We start from the raw sequence: 16899 nt of genomic DNA, 5'->3' as shown, positions 1-16899 counted from the left end.
AATTTATTTCCTTGCGGAAGAAAATTTATTTCCTTGCGGAAGAAAATTTATTTCCCTGCGGAAGGAAATTTATCGCCTTGCGGAAAGGGAAAAATTGCCCTGCGGAAGCAGTGAAATTTTCGTACGTAAGAAAATTTATTTCTGTACGTACGAAAATATTTTTTCTTACGTACGGAAATTTATTTCCGTGCGCACAAAAATCTTCCGCCTTGCCCCGAGCGGTCATTCGCTCCGGGCAAGGCGGATCAATTGGAGGCGGAAAGAGAGAGAGCGGGACGACCGACCTTCCTCCTAAACTTCGCCCTAGAAGGGATAGCCGATGGCGAAGTTGAAGGCCAGCAGTTGCTTCGGCTCTTGGTAGGAGATCACCCACGGACGGCCGTTCTCGACCTGCGGATCGTAGACCTTCGCCCCAACGTCGAAGCGCAGCACGAAGTAATCAAAGTCCCAACGCAAACCCAGCCCCGACGACAAGGCGATCTCTTTGTAGAAACGCTCCCACTGGAAGTCGCCTTGAGGCTGATTCTCGTAGGGGCGCATCGTCCAGATGTTCCCCGCGTCTGCGAAGAGCGCCAGCTGCAGCGAGCCAAGGACCTTCATCCGATACTCGGCATTGAGCTCGACCTTGATATCCCCCACTTGGTCGAAGATCGAACGGCTGGCAGAGCGGGGCATGCTCCCCGGGCCCAGCGTGCGGGCAGCCCAACCTCGAAGGCTATTGGCCCCGCCGGCGAAGTAGCGCAGGTCGACGGGCACGTACTGGCTATTGCCGTAGGGATAAGCCACCGCCAAGCCAAGGTGATAGGCGAAGGCATTCCCTTCGCCGAGCTTGCGCAGACCGCTGTAGTCGGCTTCGGCCTTGACGAACTGTGCGAAGTTCGTCCCGAAAAGGCGGTACGCACCGTATTCGTCCCGCTGACGGCCCAGCGCCGACGAGAGCCCGTAGAGCAAGTTCCCCGAGGACTGGAAGAAGAGGCGGAGGTTGTGCACCCACGGCGAAGTGGCCCTGCGGTAATCGTTCAGCGAATTGTAGCGGAAGAGGTAGGAAGCACCGAGGACGAACTGGTCTCGGTAGTTGAGGATCTGCGTGATCAAAGGCATCGACCGACGGAAGTCCTCGTTGATGTAGCCGAAGTGCAGGAAGTTGATGTCGATGACCTTGAGGTGGTGGCGGTAGGCAGGCGTGTAGTGACTGTGCCAGCTATAGCCCCATTCCAGTGAGAAGACATCACGACTGAATTCTGGGCGACGGTGATGATCGTAGCTCATCTGCAGGTTCGTCGTCGACTGGATCGTCGAAGGCCCCTTCGAGCCCACAAGCGGGAAGAGGAGCTTGGGGAAGGTCAAGCCCACTTCCGCCCCGTAGTTCAGATGCTCGTTGCGCCGACTCCTCAGGCTCTCGTAGCCCCCACGCAGCTGCAGACGTAGGACTTCTCCTCCGTGGAAGAGGTTAGCGTTCTGGAAGTTCAAGGACGAACTTACACCGAGGCTTCCCGAGGAATTTGTCCCGACGATGTCGCCCCCGATGCTCTTCGTCTTCGCCGAGGTAGCGCTGATGTCGCAGTCCAGAAGCGTCGAGTCGCCCGAGAGCGTGTCCACGTGGTACTGGATCGATACGCCCTGAAGCGAAGACAGTTCGCTCAGCGCTGCGTAGGTCGACGAAGTATGCTGCGACGAATAGAGCTGCCCTGGGCGGATCCAGATGCGACGTGCCAACTCACTCGGACGAATGTAATGATCGGGGTCGAGGCCGAAGCTAATCCCCGCCCGCTCGGCCTCGTAGCTAGGAAGGCTTCCCTCCCGATGGGGCCGTTGCTTCATCTGCACCCGACCGATGCGATAGACCTCGTTGGGAGCGGAGATCACACTGCGTACCCACACGTCCGAAGCCACGAGCGTATCCAGCTCGAAGTGCACGCTGTCCGCCGTGAAGGTGTAGTAGCCTCGGTTTCGGAAGATCTGCGAGATACGCTCCTGCTCCAGCTGCATGGCTCGGGGCGAGAGGATCGCTCCCGAATGCAGATAGGAGCGGTAGCGTTCGCCACGGAAGAGGCGCTTCTCCCGAAGCGTGTCCTGCGGATGAAGCAGCGGACGGAGCGTCGTGTCGCTAAGCGCTTCCTCGAAGTGCCCTACCTTGAGCCGACTGCCTGGCGTGATGACGTAGGTCAGACGGGCACGCTTGGAGCGGGTAGTATCTACTTGGAGCTCGGTCTTGGCCTTAAGGTAGCCGAGGTTGTACATAGCGGCGGAGAGGTTCGCTCGCCCGAACTCCGCTTCCTCTGCATTGTACAGCACGGGCGGGTCGCCCCACTTACGTAGCTGTCGGCTCACGAAGCTATTGCTCTTCGGGTTGCTGAGGTTATAGACGAAGAGCGTCCAGTCGAAGAGCCCGAGGAGCTTCGTATTCGGCTGCTGGGGCAGGAAGGTGGTTAGGTCCCCAAGTTGCTCCAGCTCGGCGGGCGGGAGCGAGTCCACACGGATAGACACCTTGGAGAGGAGATAGCTCCCCGGCTCCACGTGCCTCGTCGTCGAGCAGGAGGCTAGGAGGAGGAGCCCCCCCAGTATAAGCGCACTTCTAGTCTTCTTCATTCGTAGTCCAAATCTTCCAAGCTTCATCGGCTTGGATATGTAGCATCTCGAGCCCGTCCTTCGTCCGTGCACCCCGCTCGGAGGCTCGGCTTAGGAAGGTCGTAGGCGAAGGGTTGTAGATGAGATCGTAGCAGATATGTTCCGCCCCCAGCGCTTCGTAGGGCAAGGGAAGCGAGTCACCCAGCCGAAGTCCCACGGGGGTAGCATTGATCCAGAGCTTTGTCCGCCGAGCCTCCTCGAGGGTCAAGTCCCCGTAGCTCATCTGTCCCGAGCGTGGTGTACGGCTCACCTGACGGTAGCTGATCCCCAGCAGGTCCAGCCCACGAAGGACGGCCGAGGCTGCCCCACCCGTCCCGAAGACCCAAGCTTCGGGGTGCTCCCCCCGAAGAAGCTGAGCAAGCGACCGACGGAAGCCCTCGACATCGGTATTGTGCGCCTTGAGGATGGGCTTCCCTTCGGGGGTGCGTCGCACGGAGAGGACGTTCGCCGCCCCAAGGAGCTTCACCTCATCCGAGCAGTCTCCGACGTAGCGAAGCACCTCCCGCTTGTAGGGCAGGGTGACATTGAGCCCTCTGAGATCGGGGTTCGCTTCGAGCAGCTGGGGGAGCTCTTCGATCCGCTCCAGCTCATAGAGCTCATACGAAGCATCGATCCCTTCGCGCTCAAAGAACGCACGGAAGTAGCTCGGAGAAAAAGAATGCTCCAGCGGTCGCCCTATCAGTCCGTAGGTATAACGTGCCATCTCTCTATGCTCAGATACCCTAGTCTCTGCGCCCCTTGGCCTGCAGGATCGTGATCGGATTGTGGCTGTCGACGGCTAGGCGAGTCTCGTAGGTAATAGCCCAGCCGATCTCGGCTATAGAGTCACGGAAGAGCTGGAGCGTCTCCTCGGAGACGGAATTGAAGACGATGATCCCGTCTTCGCCCATCAGTTCGGCAAGGCGTGCGACGAACTCAGGTAGCCTCCCCCCATGCCCCCCGATGAAGGCGGCCTCTGGACGAGGAAGGCTTTCTAAAGGCTGGGAGAGGAAGTCCCCAATATGGTAGTCGATCCCTGGAGCATGGAAGCGCCGGCTATTCGTCTCCATGAGCTCTGAGCCCTCTTCCCGTACTTCAAAAGCCGTCACCGTGAGATGAGGATAGCGGAGCTTAGCCTCGATGGAGACAGAGCCCGTGCAGAAGCCGACATCCCAGAAGCTCCGTCTTTGCTCCAGCTCCAGCAGGCTAAGGCTCACGAGGCGGATAGGCATCTTCGTGATCATATTCACCCGTCCATTCAGAGGGAAGAAGTCCAGTTCCTTGAGCCCGATAGGAGCATCATAGGGCTGAGGCTCTACCGCTTCGATGATCAGGCAATTGGGATGAGGGAAGTCCTTCGTGATGACTTCCTCAAGGGGAAGCGAATAAGTCTCTTCCCGCTCACCTCCGAGGCGTACCCCCACGTGCATCTGATAGGCAGTATAGCCGTAGTCAAGCATACGCTTAGCGATGGTAGCAGGCGTATTCTTCCGATCTGTCAGCACCCCTACCTTGTGCGCCCGCTCGATCAAGGCTCGGTCGAACTCATGCCAAGGTCGTCCCGTCAGCGAAACAACACGCATATCATGGTACGGCAAGCGAAGGGCGTGCGCCAGCATCTGTAGCGAACTGAAGGAGGGGAAGGTCTTCGTGACTCTTCCCTCGAACTCACGCATCAGCGTCGTCGTGAACCCGAAGAAGAGCGGGTCCCCCGAAGCGAAGACGAGGACAGGCTCATCATAGTGTCGATACTGCGCATATACATCGCTCAGCGGGACAACAATATCGATCCATACGGCTCCCTCGGGTAGGAGCTCCCCGACAAGCTCTCTATGGCGACGGCCTCCAGAGAAGATGCGATGCTCCGAGATCAGTCTCTGTACTTCTTCGGGGAAGAGGGGGCTCTTCTCATCGTTCATACCTATGACGACGAAGGAGAGCCCTTTAGCGTGGGAATTATATTCGTTCAAAAGTCTTGTATTGCTTGATTGATTATAGAGAGCAAAATTACAACAAATAAGGGCGAGCTCGGCTAAGCACACTACTCCTTACTTGCCCCATCTTGAGGTTTAGGTACCCATTCATGGGTCGGTCGAGGACCCCATGAATGGGTCGATCGGGTGACCCATGTATGGGTCTATATACGGTACTATACATGGGTACACTTCTCACACCATAGAGGCTCAAGGCAGGAGCGTATCTGACTGCACCTTTCCGCAGGAGAAGGAGGGGCGAGCTGTCACTCAGATGAGTCGATGGACTCGGGAGTAGTAGGGCGAACGAAGCGACGCACCGATGAGGCTTCCGTGGAAGGGATGGGAGTAGAGAAGTTCGCCCGAAGGTCTCGGATCGTCCGCTGGAGCCCCGAGAGCCCTGCCCGCTTGACAGCTGTGCCGGCGAAGAGGGCTAGATACTCCTCTTCGGTCATACTCTCCAGTTGCTCTGGGGAGAGAGAAAGAAGTGCTTCCCGAGGGGTATAGTCAGCGACCTTCGTCGGGCGAGCATAGCGATTCCACGGGCAACATTGCTGGCAGGCATCACAGCCATAGACCCGCCGTCCCATGCGCTCTCGTAGCTCTTCGGGGATCTCCCCCTTCTGCTCAATGGTCAGGTAACTGATGCAGCGCCGAGCGTCCAACTTCCCTGGGGCAAGGAAGGCCTCCGTAGGACAAGCCTGCTGACAGCGCTCACACCGCCCGCAGAGATTACGCATCGGAGTATCGTAGGGGAGCTCTATATCTACCAGCAGTTCGCCGAGGAAGAAGTAACTCCCTGCTCGTGGGATGATCAGCAGGCTATTCTTCCCTCGCCAGCCTAGCCCTGCCTGCTCCGCCCAGTAACGCTCCATGATCGGAGCGGAGTCCGAGAAGGCTCGTCCCTCGACCTTGAGGCCTAGCTCCTCCCGCATATAGCTAAGGAGGCTGTCGAGGCGCTTCTTGACCACCTTATGATAGTCTCGCCCGTAGGCGTAGTAAGCGAACTGTGGAGCCTCAGGATCTTGCTTCGTCTCTGGATAGTAGTTCATCGCCACGAGGATGAGCGACTTCGTCCCAGGGAGCAGTAGCCGAGGATCTGAACGAAGCTCTCTATTACGAGCGAGGTAATCCATATCCCCATGATAGCCTGTGTCTACCCAGTGATCATATTCCTGCATGATCTCCTCGGGTACAGCCCCAGCTTCGGCTATCCCACAAGCAGAGAAGCCGAGGCGGTAAGCCTCGGCTTTGATCTCAGTCACGATGTCGTGTAGGGGATGTTGCTCCAATGGGATGGACGCTTCGGATCTAGGAGAGCTCCTAGCCTAACTATTGCGGAAGACCCACGAAGAGCGATAGGAGGGATGCTCCTTCACCAGCGTATTTAGGTAGGCATAAGCCTCTGCTGACGAAGGGAAGGAAGTAAGGCACAGACGGATCGTGCGCCCATGAGGGGAGTGGAGTGCCACTAAGTTAGCCTCTGGGAAGGCTTCCTGCACCCCAGTGAGGTAGCCTTGTATGCGCTCCTCTGTACGCTCGGTAGCTAGGACGATATAGTAGCGACCATCCTGCTCTGTGGACCAGCTGAGTCCGCCCTTGGTCTGCTCCTCTGCACGAGGCTCAGCAATGACTTCCTGCTCTCCGAAGAGCTGACGTGCCGCCTCAATGGAGGGAGTAAATCCAGCTTGATAGTGTGCAGTCGTCTCGACCCGATTACCCCAAGGAAGTAGCGCAAGGATCGTGAAAATCACTACGGCTGCATAGCCTAGAGCACGCTTGGAGAGGCGCAGAGAGATATAGCGCCCATCACGCTCCGAGCGAGAGCGACGTACACTCTTAGTTGTCTTTGCTTGGGAGGGAAGTTCGGGGAGAGAGAGGGGGGCATAGCCGTAAGAAGCCGACTGGGTAGCTAGAGCGTGAGCACTAGGCACGAAGCTAAGCTGTCCCTCCTGAGAGAGGATGAGCTCGCCGATACCCGAGAGTTCATAGTGCCCCTGCTTGATCAGACTCAGACGGAGCTGACGCACTTCCTCCTCTAGGATGAGACGAGCACGTCTAAGAGAGAGCCCTAAGAGCTCGGCATAGCGACCCTCCAAGAGGCCATCACTGTGTCCTAGAGCTTGGTTGAAGTGGAGCTCTGCAGAGGGAGGATAAGCGAGTCGCTTAGTAGGATCATAGTTAGCAGGGAGCTTCTCTCTGATGAACCCTCCTAGCTGGGGGACCACCACATATTGGTGGCGCAGGAGGAGGTAGGAGATCTGCTCGGCGAGGCGACTATTCATTATCTTCTTCGGCTTATTACTTAAATCGTAGCACAAAGATAGCCATAAATAGCATAATCACCCCAGATATAGGCCGTTGGGAAGCGCTATATCTAAGGCTGTAGATCCAGACGATAGCCTCCCGTAGCGAGCCGTATGGCACGCACAAGGAGCTTACGGGGGAGTGTGCGATGGTTCGAACTTGGATTATAGAGGACTTCCAGCAGATCGGAGGACGAGCTGGGACGGACAGAGAGCGAAGAGCACCACGTGGGGTCAAAGTCCGTATTGTCAATGAGGACATCGAAGTAGCCACTCTCCACCTCACCCGTAGAAGCTAGTCGGTCGTAGTAGAGCTGGATCGTCTGCGGGGTGCAGTAGCGATCACGTAGAGCCTTGAGTTCCTCCTTGAGGGTCGGCTTCATGGCTAGATAAGCAGAGATATAGCGCTTATAGAAGGAGAGGACGAAGGCAGAAGGGCTTGATTCGTCGACCCGATCAACAGAAGCAAAGGGATTACTTAGGAGGCGATCTCCATAGGCCGTCTCATGCCAAGGGGGGGTGATGAAGTCAATGAGGTACTTCGTCCCTACCTTCTTCACCCGAAGGGGGATCGCTTGGTAGCCCTCCCCTTCTCCGAAGGATACTTGATACCAGTCTTGGCCTAGGCTACGGATCTTGAGCGTATGCTCCACCCCAGAGGCAATATCTTGAGAGCGAAGGATCGGATCAAGGTCCGTCATAGCACGCACTCGCTCTAGCTTTGCCTTAGCCTCTGGAGTCACATGAGCAAGGATAAGCGAATCCACCTGCTCGGGCTCATACATGCGGTCAAAGGAGCGGATATACTCCATATAGAAGCGATGGAGTGTCGTCTCCGCTGTGACTGATTGCTTTCGGGATACGCTACTCTTGTGTGCAGAGGCACGCTTGGTCTTCTGTGCGAAGCCCGTAGAGGAAGAGAAGATGCTGAGAAGGAGGAGTAGACAAAAGGTAGATAATCGCTTGACCATCGGGGATGATTGCTTAGAGAAGTGATACCATGCGTAGGGACATCCACAGAGAGAGCCTACACTAGGACAACGTTCCGATCATCCCAAAGCGTATAGCATCACTCACTCTCTGCCTCCCAAGGACAGAGCAATGCCTCAGCAGAGTCAATGAGGATGAAGAGCCCCACCCCAAGCAAACTCAAGAGCACAATGCCCCCATACATATCTAGATAATTGATACGCATCCAAGCATCCGAGATGTAGTAGCCTAGCCCCTCGGTCGTGCCATAAGTCTCTGTCACAAAGAGTACCGAGATAGCCGTACCGATAGCGATACGCAGAGCGGAGAGGGCTGCAGGCAAAGCAGCTGGGAGGAGGAGATGACGCAGAAGGCCCAGCGTCCCAGTACCCAGAGAGCGGGTGACAGCGAAGTGCTCCCGAGGGATACCTAGGAGCGCATCACGCATGGATACCGAGAGCTGGAAGAGGATGATGAGGACGATCATCACGACCTTGGTGACCTCACCGAGTCCCCCGAGGAGCATGACGACGGGAAGGAGGGCGAGCTTAGGGATCGGGTAGGAGAAATAGATGAAGGTAGAGAGCACCCGTCCTACACGAGGGTAGAGCATCATCACCAGAGCGATCACCGAGGCAAGGAGCGTAGCGATCAAGATCCCCCACCCGATACGCTGTAGGCTCACTACGGCATGAGTGAGCAGACTAGAGCCATCCATCCGAAGTAGATGCGCATATACTGTCCAAGGTGCAGGTAGCACCTCGGAGGCGATCATGTAATAGCCTCCCAGCCAAAGGACATGGAGGATGATGGCTCCGAGGAGGAGCTGTATGAGATGACGACTAAAGGGCTTCATCAAGGGTACGTAACTTAGCCTCTAAATCCTGCCTCGAGGCACCTCGATAGTCTCCGATAAGGGTGCCGGGTGTTCCCCCAAGGAGAAGGGTACGCTGGGCGAGGGTCGTAGCTTCCTCGGGGCTGTGTGTAACACAGAGGGTTGGGACGGGATAGCGAGCCCAGAGCTCTAGGAATAGCTGACGCGAACGCTCTGCAGTCGCCACATCGAGCGCCGAGAAAGCTTCATCGAGAAGCAGTAGGTCTGGCTGCATGATGAAGGCTCGAGCGAGGGCGACACGCTGGCGCTGACCACCGCTCAGCTGGTGCGGGTAGCGATCAAGGAGGTCAAGGAGTCCCAAAGTCTCCAAGATCTCATGCTGGAGCTCGGGAGAGACACTCCGCTTACCCAGAGCTGCGGGAAGGAGGATATTGCTCCCTACCCTCTTCCAGGGGAAGAGCCCATACTGCTGAGGTACGAGAGCGATCTGATGCATCCGTGGGTTGATGGGTAGATCATCGAGGAGGAGATGGCCACTTGTCGGGGTGACGATACCCGAGAGACAGTGTAGGAGCGTAGACTTACCACTCCCCGAAGGTCCTGTGATCGTGACGATCTCCCTCCCCATAGAAAAAGTAATACCCACCAGCGCTTCGGTAGATCGGCGCCGATGAGTATAGCTTACAGAGAGCTGTGAGACCTGAAGGAGATGGGGCTCTGTCATCCGTCACTGGGGAGCGGTTAGCTCCAGCTATTGGGTAGGTAGAGCGGAGATAAGCCCTTCTGCCATATAGGTAGATGGGACGAGCTCCTTCTCCTTCATCCACTCGAGGATAGGCATTAGATCCTCAGTCTGAGGAGTCGTTACCTTAGTGTAGGTGGGGAGAGGGATGCGCATGGCTAGCTCCTTAGGTACTCCGAGGAGCTGCTCCAGAGCACCCGCCCATGAGGAGCGAGGATGCGACTGCATGTAGTCAATAGCTTGGTTGTAGCCCGAGACGAAGGAGCGGACAGCTTCCTCCTTAGAGGTGAGCGCCGATCGCTGGAAGAGGAGGCCCGTGATCCCGACCGTAAGAGCTCGAGGCACATCGATCGCTAGAAGCCCCTTAGACTCACCGATGCTCGCAAAGGGCTCGGGGAGGATGGCAGCATCTAGTTCTCCCGAGCGAAGCATCTCCAGACGGATGGGTATCTTCTGCACCTCGACACGAGTATAGGCAAAGGGCTTACTATGAGCATCCACTAGGCTACGCTCCGTAGCATAGTCGATGAGGGTATTCGATGAGAGCCCCACACGCTTGCCCCGCAGATCAGAGACCTGATCAAGATCCTCGTCCCGCCCAAAGACGAGGCGGAAGCTCCCCTGACATGCGATAGGTAGGGAGACCTCCAGCCCCTTGGAGTGCAGGAGCATGGCCCCCATGTAGTCCGTGACCGAAGCATCCACTGCACCTGTCTGAAGGGCGGCATCACGCTCCATAGGAGAGGCAAAGCGTACGATCTCTATGGGCATAGAGAAGAAGCCCTGCTGCTCTGCTATGGCTATCGGGAGGTAATCAACAGAGGGCATCACACCGATGGAGAGTCTTGTCTTATCGGAGGAAGCAGCCTTCCCCTTCTTGGCACAAGCTTCGGAGAGGAAGAGTGCCCCAGCAATGAGGGCGAGACCTAGACCGAGCCATAGGCTAGTCCGGTGCTTTCTTCTTTTCATATCTAGTCTTTAGATTTTGATTTCTTCTGCTCCAACCTTGTATAGTAGCGGCAATAGGAGCTTAGGCCACACTCCGAGCAATGAGGTCGGCGAGCCGTGCAGACATAGCGACCGTGGAGGATCAGCCAATGATGCGCCTTGGGGATAAGCGACTCAGGGATGTACTTGATGAGGGTAAGTTCGGTCTGAAGCGGAGTCTTAGAGTTCGTCGTGAGACCGATCCTATTGGAGACACGGAAGACATGGGTATCGACCGCCATCGTAGGACGGTGGTAGATGACCGAAGCGATGACATTAGCTGTCTTGCGTCCCACACCAGGGAGCTTCATCAGAGCTTCACGCTCCTCAGGCACCTCCCCTTGGTGGTCTTCGACGAGCTTCTGAGAGGTAGCGACGAGGTAGCCTGCCTTGGAGCGTGGGTAGCTCACACTACGTATCAGCTCGAAGATATCATCTACCTCGGCTCGTGCCATGATCTCTGCCGTCGGATACTGACGGAAGAGACGGGGCGTGATCATATTGACCCTCTTGTCCGTGCACTGAGCAGAGAGGATGACCGCAACAAGGAGTTCAAAGGGGGTGGTATAGTCTAGCTCGGTCTCGGCCACAGGCATGTGTTCCTCGAACCATGCGATCACCCCTTCGTAGCGCTCTTTGCGGGTCACGATCCTAGGGCTTAGTGTGCAGCCTTGAACTGCTCAAGGAAACGAACGTCATTCTCCGAGAAGAGACGTAGGTCACTGACTCGATACTTGAGGTTCGTGATGCGCTCTACGCCCATACCGAGGGCATAGCCACTGTACTTACGGCTATCGATCCCGCAATTCTCTAGGACATTCGGATCGACCATACCGCAGCCGAGGATCTCTACCCAGCCTGTATGCTTACAGAAGTTACAGCCCTTACCGCCACAGATATTACAAGAGATATCCATCTCAGCAGAAGGCTCTGTGAAGGGGAAATACGAGGGACGTAGACGGATCTTGGTATCGGAGCCGAACATCTCTTGGGCGAAGTACAGAAGTACCTGCTTCAGATCAGCGAACGACACATTCTGATCCACATAGAGTGCCTCTACCTGATGGAAGAAGCAGTGTGCACGGTAGGAGATCGCCTCATTGCGATAGACTCGTCCTGGGCAGATGATGCGGATCGGAGGCTCAGAGGCGAGCATCGTACGCGTCTGTACCGAAGAGGTATGTGTGCGAAGGAGTGTACCTGGGACATTCTTCACGAAGAAGGTATCCTGCATATCACGTGCGGGATGGTCTTCGGCGAAGTTGAGCGATGAGAAGACATGCCAGTCATCCTCGATCTCTGGACCTTCGGCGATAGAGAAGCCTAGACGAGCGAAGATCGAGCAGATCTCCTGCTGGACGATCGTCAGCGGATGACGTGTACCCAGAGGGGCAGGATAGACCGTACGTGACCAGTCGATCCCCTCTTCGGATGAATCACCACCGGCGGAGAGCGAAGCACGTAGCTCGTTGATCTTATCCGTAGCTAAGGTCTTGAGTGCATTGAGAAGTTGGCCTACCTGTCGCTTCTCTTCGTTGGGGACAGACTTGAACTCATCGAAGAGCTGAGAGACGAGCCCCTTCTTACTGATATACTTGATACGGAGATCTTCGACCTCTTGCTCGGTGCGTGCGGTGAGCGCCTGCAGCTCGGTCGTCAGCTGTTGTATTCTTTGTTGCATGAACTAAGTTCCCTTGGATTTAGGTGCGTAAAGTTAGCGAATTCCTCTCACTCACCATTTAGCCGAAGGTCGTCAAGCTCCAGAATAGGGAGCCATCGGAGCAAGCAAATCGAAGGAACGTAGAGGAGACTTGACTACCCACTATAGGTCGTCCATGCGACCCATCATGGGTCATCGTGGTTACCCATCATGGGTCACCCGAGCGACCCATGAATGGGTCCCTTTAGACCTCGATCATGGGCAGATGGTCAGCGGATAAGAGCGTATTAGGCGTAAAAGTCGTTTCTTTGTACTAATAAACAATAGTCATCATAAGAAGAACTCAATGAATCACTTCAAACGTGTCCTACTCAAGCTCAGTGGCGAGTCGCTCATGGGGGCTAAGCAGTATGGTATTGATACAGATCGGCTATCCGACTATGCTCGAGATATCCAGGCAGCTGTAGAGATGGGTATCCAAGTCGCTATCGTCATCGGAGGAGGTAATATCTTCCGTGGCCTCAGTGGTGCAGCCGATGGCTTCGACCGAGTACAGGGCGACCAGATGGGGATGCTTGCTACCGTCATCAATAGCCTTGCCCTAGGCTCTCGCCTCACCTCGCTAGGGGTGAAGAACCGTGTCCTCACTGCTATCCGCATGGAGCCCATCGGCGAATTCTACTCCAAGCGTCGGGCAGTCGATGCCCTCGAGGCAGGGGAGGTCGTCATCCTCTCTGGAGGTACGGGGAACCCCTTCTTCACGACCGACACGGGCTCATCCCTGCGTGGGATCGAAATCGAAGCCGATGTGATGCTCAAGGGGACACGCGTCGATGGTATCTATACCGCTGACCCCGAGAAGGACCCCACGGCCACTAAGTTCGACCGCATTACTTATGATGAGATCTACCACCGAGGACTGAAGGTCATGGACCTGACGGCTACCACGATGTGCCGTGAGAACAACCTCCCGATCATCGTCTTCGACATGGATACTCCAGGCAACCTCATCAAAGTCCTTCGAGGAGAGTCGATCGGCACCTACGTGGGCTTCTAGAGCATCCAAGCACAAACAATCCCAACCTAAAATATAATAGACAACAATTCTCTATGAGTGAACTAAAAGGGCTGATCGCTGAGGCTGGTGCCCAAATGGAAAAGACCGTTGAGCATCTCGAAGAAGCCTTAGCACGAGTACGTGCGGGCAAGGCCAATGTAAAGATCCTAGATGGGATCATGGTCGAGTACTACGGGAGCTTAGTTCCCCTGACTCAGGTGGGTACCGTCACGATCCCTGATGCCAAGAGCATCGTCATCACCCCATGGGAAAAGGGGATCATCCGAGACATCGAGCGTGCGATCATCAACTCCCCTCTCGGCATTACTCCCGAGAACAACGGGGAGCTTATCCGCCTCGGCATCCCCCCTCTGACGGAAGACCGTCGTCGTGAACTCGTCAAGCAGGTCAAGGCCGATGCTGAGACCGCTAAGGTCAGCGTCCGCAATGCTCGCCGTGATACCAACGATGCGATCAAGAAGAGCATCAAGACGGACAACACCCCCGAGGATGTAGCCAAGGATGCAGAAGCCGAGGTGCAGAAGCTCCACGACCGATACATCAAGAAGATCGACGAACTCTTCTCTGCCAAGGAGAAGGAGATCATGACTGTCTAGTCTCCGCCTCTACTTGACTACAATCATTAAGCTATAGCATCCTTGACCGGCTTAGTCATCAAGAACACGGGTAGCCACTACATCGTCCTCACTGAGGATGGTGTAGAGCGCTCGTGTCTAGCCAAAGGCAATCTCCGTCTGAGAGGCTTTCGCTCCACCAACCCCATCGTCGTAGGAGACCACGTAGAGGTCACCCTCAGCGAAGGGAAGGGCGAGGAGGAGGCGCACTACATCCGTGATATCCTTCCCCGTAAGAACTATATCATCCGTCGTGCAGCCAACCTCTCCAAGGAGTCCCATATCCTAGCAGCCAACATCGATGCCTCGCTCCTCATCTGCACGGTAGCAGCCCCAGAGACGAGTACGACCTTCATTGATCGTTTCCTTGCCACAGCAGAGGCCTATCGTGTACCGACGGAGCTTGTCTTCAACAAGATCGACCTCTATCCTCCCGAGGCTACCGAGTACATGGAGGAGCTCATCCAGCTCTACACGAGTATCGGCTACCCTTGCCACCGAGTCTCAGCGACTACGGGCGAAGGTGTAGGAGACTTGATCGATCACCTCAAGGGGAAGATCACCCTCTTCAGTGGTCACTCGGGTGTCGGGAAGAGCACGCTGATCAACCAGCTCATCCCTGGAGTGGAGCTCCGTACGGGAGCGATCTCACTGGCTCACTTCAAGGGGATGCACACCACCACCTTCTCACAGATGATCCCTCTCCCCTATGCAGAGGGTGGCTATCTCATAGACACCCCTGGGATCAAGGGCTTTGGGATGCTAGAGATGGATGAGGCCGAGGTATCCCACTACTTCCCCGAGCTCTTCGAGATCAGCAAGGCATGTCGCTTCGGCAACTGCACCCATACCCACGAGCCGGGCTGTGCGGTACGAGAGGCCGTAGACGAAGGGCGCATCGCCCCCTCTCGCTATGTCAGCTACCTCGGTATCCTAGAGGATAAGGAGGGTGGCAAATATCGGCCCGAATACAAGTAACAGATACGCTGTGAAGCTCCCCCGATCGAAACATCTAGTAGTATGCCTGCTCGGTGTACTCTCTGTCCTTCCCAGCCTGGCTTGCCGAGGCAGGGGAAAGGCCTATGCTCAGGAGCGTAGAGATAGTGCCCTCATCCAAGAAGATAGAGCGAATGACACGCTCCACCTTGTCTTTGCGGGCGACATCATGACCCATGGCCCGCAGATACGTGCAGCCCTCGGCAAAGAGGGTCAATATGACTTCACCCCCTCCTTCACCCTCGTCAAACCCCTCATAGAGCAGGCAGACCTAGCGATAGGCAACCTCGAGACGACGTTTGGGGGGAAGCCCTACAGTGGCTACCCTATGTTCTCCTCCCCCGAGGCTTTCGGTACTGCACTGCGGGAGGCTGGCTTCGATGTGCTGACGACGGCCAATAATCACAGCTGCGACCGAGGACGCTTCGGAGTAATCAATACTATTGATGTCCTTGACAGCCTAGGGATAGCTACCACGGGGAGCTACCGCACGAAAGAAGAGCGCACGAGTCGCACTCCACTCCTCGTGACAGTCAAGGGAGTGAAGCTAGCCATCCTAGCCTACACCTACGGCACCAATGGGCTACCCATCCCTCATCCTGCACTTGTCGATACGATCAGCCGAGATCAGATCGCCCGTGACCTCCAGAGAGCAGACAGCCTCGGTGCCGACTACAAGATCGTACAGATACACTGGGGCAATGAGTATGAGCGCCTGCCCAATAAGAGGCAGATGGATCTGGCTCAGTGGCTCACCGACCAAGGGGTACATGCCATCATCGGGAGCCATCCGCATGTAGTCCAGGAGAGTGCCTTCCTCAAGAGGCGAAATACCCAACAGGACTCCACATTCGTTGTTTATTCGATGGGGAACTTCATCAGCAACCAGATCACTCCTCCTGGGACCCGTGGTGGGATGCTCCTCTCCCTAGACCTCATACGAGACAGAGCCAAGGGTAGCTGGACGACCCTCCCCCACTATCAGTATGTCTTCGTCGAGAAGCGTAGCCCCAAGGGAGAGGCTATCTATCGCCTTCGCCCCATACAGCTATCCGACTCGAGCTATGTGGACCTAGCCCATCGGGAGGCAGTTGACCTGCAGGCACTCCAGCGATACTATCGCTCGATCACCTTAGCACCCTAGGTCTCGACTCCATCCCCTTCTCTCTTCACTGATTTTATTCCACTTATCCTATGAATAGATTCACTCTTCGCCTAGCTACCCTCTTCACCTCAGGACTACTCCTCCTCTCTAGCTGTGGGACGGTCCCCATCACAGGTCGTCGTCAGCTCAACCTCGTGTCCGATGGGGAGATCTTAGCTGCGAGTGCTACACAATATCGTCAGTTCATAAGCAAGTCTCAGCTCAGCAACAACGGTACCTACAATGCTAAGGTTACACAGGTGGGTCGCCGACTTGCAGCAGCAACCAATGCCTTCCTCAAGCAGAACGGCTATGAGTCAATGCTCTCCTCGCTCAGCTGGGAGTTCAACGTCGTCGATAGTAAGCAAGTCAATGCCTTCTGTATGCCTGGAGGGAAGATCGTCGTCTATACAGGGCTACTCAACCTCGTAGGCAATGGTGCCCATTCGGATGATGAACTCGCTGCCGTCATGGGACACGAGCTAAGTCATGCCCTAGCTAAGCATGCCAACGAACGTATCAGCAACCAGATGCTCGTCCAAGCTGGAGGTCAGATCCTAGGAGCTGCCGTAGGATCACGCTCCCAGATGCTTGGCTCGCTCATCAACCAAGCCTATGGCATCGGAGCTCAAGTCGGAGTCATGCTCCCCTTCGGACGCAAGCAGGAGTACGAAGCGGACAAGATGGGTCTCGTCCTAATGGCTATGGCTGGATACGACCCTCGCTATGCAGTAAGCTTCTGGCAGAAGATGGCTCAGTCCAAGGGTGGGAGCCAGACCAATGAGCTCCTAAGTACCCACCCCAGCGATGCGAACCGCATCAAGGCAATCGAGGCCTATCTACCTACAGCCCTCCAGTACTACCAAGGTGGTAGCTCCACCCAGAGTAGAAGTACTTCTACCTCTACCCCTGCAACAAAGAAAAAGAGCTCGACCCGTGAGGTACGTGCCAATGAGATCGGAAGCTACCTCGACAGACGCTAAGCCAT

At 55.9% G+C, this 16899-nt stretch carries 16 protein-coding genes; 5 read left to right on the top strand and 11 right to left on the bottom strand.

Features of this window, described 5'->3' with window-relative positions; translation table 11 throughout:
* Positions 1 to 303: 303 nt before the first annotated feature.
* The 11 genes from Q0336_RS01330 to pheS form a co-directional block, all read right to left on the bottom strand.
* Entirely contained in the window at positions 304 to 2589 is a 2286-nt protein-coding gene (locus Q0336_RS01330; RefSeq protein ID WP_298524654.1) for a BamA/TamA family outer membrane protein, read from the bottom strand.
* Complete coding sequence (locus tag Q0336_RS01325; RefSeq protein WP_298524651.1) at positions 2576 to 3331, bottom strand: shikimate dehydrogenase; 756 nt, start codon at positions 3329 to 3331, stop codon at positions 2576 to 2578. The genes Q0336_RS01330 and Q0336_RS01325 overlap by 14 nt, the downstream gene beginning before the upstream one ends.
* 19 nt (positions 3332 to 3350) lie before the next feature.
* Complete coding sequence (gene cbiE, locus Q0336_RS01320; RefSeq protein WP_298524659.1) at positions 3351 to 4526, bottom strand: precorrin-6y C5,15-methyltransferase (decarboxylating) subunit CbiE; 1176 nt, start codon at positions 4524 to 4526, stop codon at positions 3351 to 3353.
* Between the two features lie 320 nt (positions 4527 to 4846).
* Complete coding sequence (gene queG / locus Q0336_RS01315; RefSeq protein ID WP_366139512.1) at positions 4847 to 5845, bottom strand: tRNA epoxyqueuosine(34) reductase QueG; 999 nt, start codon at positions 5843 to 5845, stop codon at positions 4847 to 4849.
* Between the two features lie 63 nt (positions 5846 to 5908).
* The gene (locus Q0336_RS01310) at positions 5909 to 6865 is read right to left on the bottom strand and encodes a hypothetical protein (protein WP_298524649.1); all 957 of its coding nucleotides are present in this window, start codon (positions 6863 to 6865) and stop codon (positions 5909 to 5911) included.
* Between the two features lie 92 nt (positions 6866 to 6957).
* Positions 6958 to 7857, bottom strand: coding sequence for a DUF3828 domain-containing protein (locus Q0336_RS01305; protein WP_298524646.1), 900 nt, complete (start codon positions 7855 to 7857; stop codon positions 6958 to 6960).
* A gap of 98 nt (positions 7858 to 7955) precedes the next feature.
* Positions 7956 to 8711: an ABC transporter permease subunit gene (locus tag Q0336_RS01300; RefSeq protein WP_298524643.1), complete on the bottom strand. Its 756-nt coding sequence runs from the start codon at positions 8709 to 8711 to the stop codon at positions 7956 to 7958.
* Positions 8698 to 9414, bottom strand: coding sequence for an ATP-binding cassette domain-containing protein (locus Q0336_RS01295; protein WP_298524640.1), 717 nt, complete (start codon positions 9412 to 9414; stop codon positions 8698 to 8700). The genes Q0336_RS01300 and Q0336_RS01295 overlap by 14 nt, the downstream gene beginning before the upstream one ends.
* A 27-nt stretch (positions 9415 to 9441) precedes the next feature.
* Positions 9442 to 10401, bottom strand: a complete 960-nt coding sequence (locus Q0336_RS01290; RefSeq protein ID WP_298524637.1) for an ABC transporter substrate-binding protein — start codon at positions 10399 to 10401, stop codon at positions 9442 to 9444.
* A 2-nt stretch (positions 10402 to 10403) separates the two neighbouring features.
* A complete protein-coding gene (nth, locus tag Q0336_RS01285; RefSeq protein ID WP_298524634.1) occupies positions 10404 to 11066 on the bottom strand; it encodes an endonuclease III in 663 nt (220 codons plus the stop codon).
* An 11-nt stretch (positions 11067 to 11077) separates the two neighbouring features.
* Entirely contained in the window at positions 11078 to 12100 is a 1023-nt protein-coding gene (pheS, locus tag Q0336_RS01280; protein WP_298524631.1) for a phenylalanine--tRNA ligase subunit alpha, read from the bottom strand.
* A 325-nt stretch (positions 12101 to 12425) separates the two neighbouring features.
* Here pheS and pyrH point away from each other — a divergent pair, with 325 nt between their 5' ends.
* From pyrH to Q0336_RS01255, 5 genes are read left to right on the top strand one after another with little or no spacing between them, the layout of a single operon-like run.
* Positions 12426 to 13136, top strand: coding sequence for a UMP kinase (pyrH, locus tag Q0336_RS01275; protein WP_298524628.1), 711 nt, complete (start codon positions 12426 to 12428; stop codon positions 13134 to 13136).
* 53 nt (positions 13137 to 13189) lie between these two features.
* Positions 13190 to 13753: a ribosome recycling factor gene (gene frr / locus Q0336_RS01270; RefSeq protein ID WP_298524625.1), complete on the top strand. Its 564-nt coding sequence runs from the start codon at positions 13190 to 13192 to the stop codon at positions 13751 to 13753.
* Positions 13754 to 13795: 42 nt separating this feature from the next.
* A complete protein-coding gene (gene rsgA, locus Q0336_RS01265) occupies positions 13796 to 14749 on the top strand; it encodes a ribosome small subunit-dependent GTPase A (RefSeq protein WP_298524622.1) in 954 nt (317 codons plus the stop codon).
* A 10-nt stretch (positions 14750 to 14759) separates the two neighbouring features.
* Positions 14760 to 15911 (top strand): CapA family protein, encoded by a 1152-nt coding sequence (locus Q0336_RS01260; protein ID WP_298524619.1) that lies wholly within the window; start codon positions 14760 to 14762, stop codon positions 15909 to 15911.
* Positions 15912 to 15961: 50 nt separating this feature from the next.
* Positions 15962 to 16894, top strand: a complete 933-nt coding sequence (locus Q0336_RS01255) for a M48 family metallopeptidase (protein ID WP_298524616.1) — start codon at positions 15962 to 15964, stop codon at positions 16892 to 16894.
* Positions 16895 to 16899: the final 5 nt, after the last annotated feature.

The organism is uncultured Porphyromonas sp., assembly GCF_938039215.1.
Classification (GTDB): Bacteria; Bacteroidota; Bacteroidia; order Bacteroidales; family Porphyromonadaceae; genus Porphyromonas.
The sequence above is the reverse complement of the archived record's forward strand: the minus strand, read 5'-3'. Positions and strand labels throughout refer to the sequence as shown.

Excerpts from the sequence above, each read along its gene's own strand:
- Q0336_RS01330 (WP_298524654.1), bottom strand. The coding sequence starts at position 2,589 with ATGAAGAAGACTAGAAGTGCGCTTATACTGGGGGGGCTCCTCCTCCTA.
- Q0336_RS01325 (WP_298524651.1), bottom strand. The coding sequence starts at position 3,331 with ATGGCACGTTATACCTACGGACTGATAGGGCGACCGCTGGAGCATTCT.
- cbiE (WP_298524659.1), bottom strand. The coding sequence starts at position 4,526 with ATGAACGATGAGAAGAGCCCCCTCTTCCCCGAAGAAGTACAGAGACTG.
- Q0336_RS01310 (WP_298524649.1), bottom strand. The coding sequence starts at position 6,865 with ATGAATAGTCGCCTCGCCGAGCAGATCTCCTACCTCCTCCTGCGCCAC.
- Q0336_RS01305 (WP_298524646.1), bottom strand. The coding sequence starts at position 7,857 with ATGGTCAAGCGATTATCTACCTTTTGTCTACTCCTCCTTCTCAGCATC.
- Q0336_RS01300 (WP_298524643.1), bottom strand. The coding sequence starts at position 8,711 with ATGAAGCCCTTTAGTCGTCATCTCATACAGCTCCTCCTCGGAGCCATC.
- Q0336_RS01295 (WP_298524640.1), bottom strand. The coding sequence starts at position 9,414 with ATGACAGAGCCCCATCTCCTTCAGGTCTCACAGCTCTCTGTAAGCTAT.
- Q0336_RS01290 (WP_298524637.1), bottom strand. The coding sequence starts at position 10,401 with ATGAAAAGAAGAAAGCACCGGACTAGCCTATGGCTCGGTCTAGGTCTC.
- pheS (WP_298524631.1), bottom strand. The coding sequence starts at position 12,100 with ATGCAACAAAGAATACAACAGCTGACGACCGAGCTGCAGGCGCTCACC.
- pyrH (WP_298524628.1), top strand. The coding sequence starts at position 12,426 with ATGAATCACTTCAAACGTGTCCTACTCAAGCTCAGTGGCGAGTCGCTC.
- frr (WP_298524625.1), top strand. The coding sequence starts at position 13,190 with ATGAGTGAACTAAAAGGGCTGATCGCTGAGGCTGGTGCCCAAATGGAA.
- Q0336_RS01255 (WP_298524616.1), top strand. The coding sequence starts at position 15,962 with ATGAATAGATTCACTCTTCGCCTAGCTACCCTCTTCACCTCAGGACTA.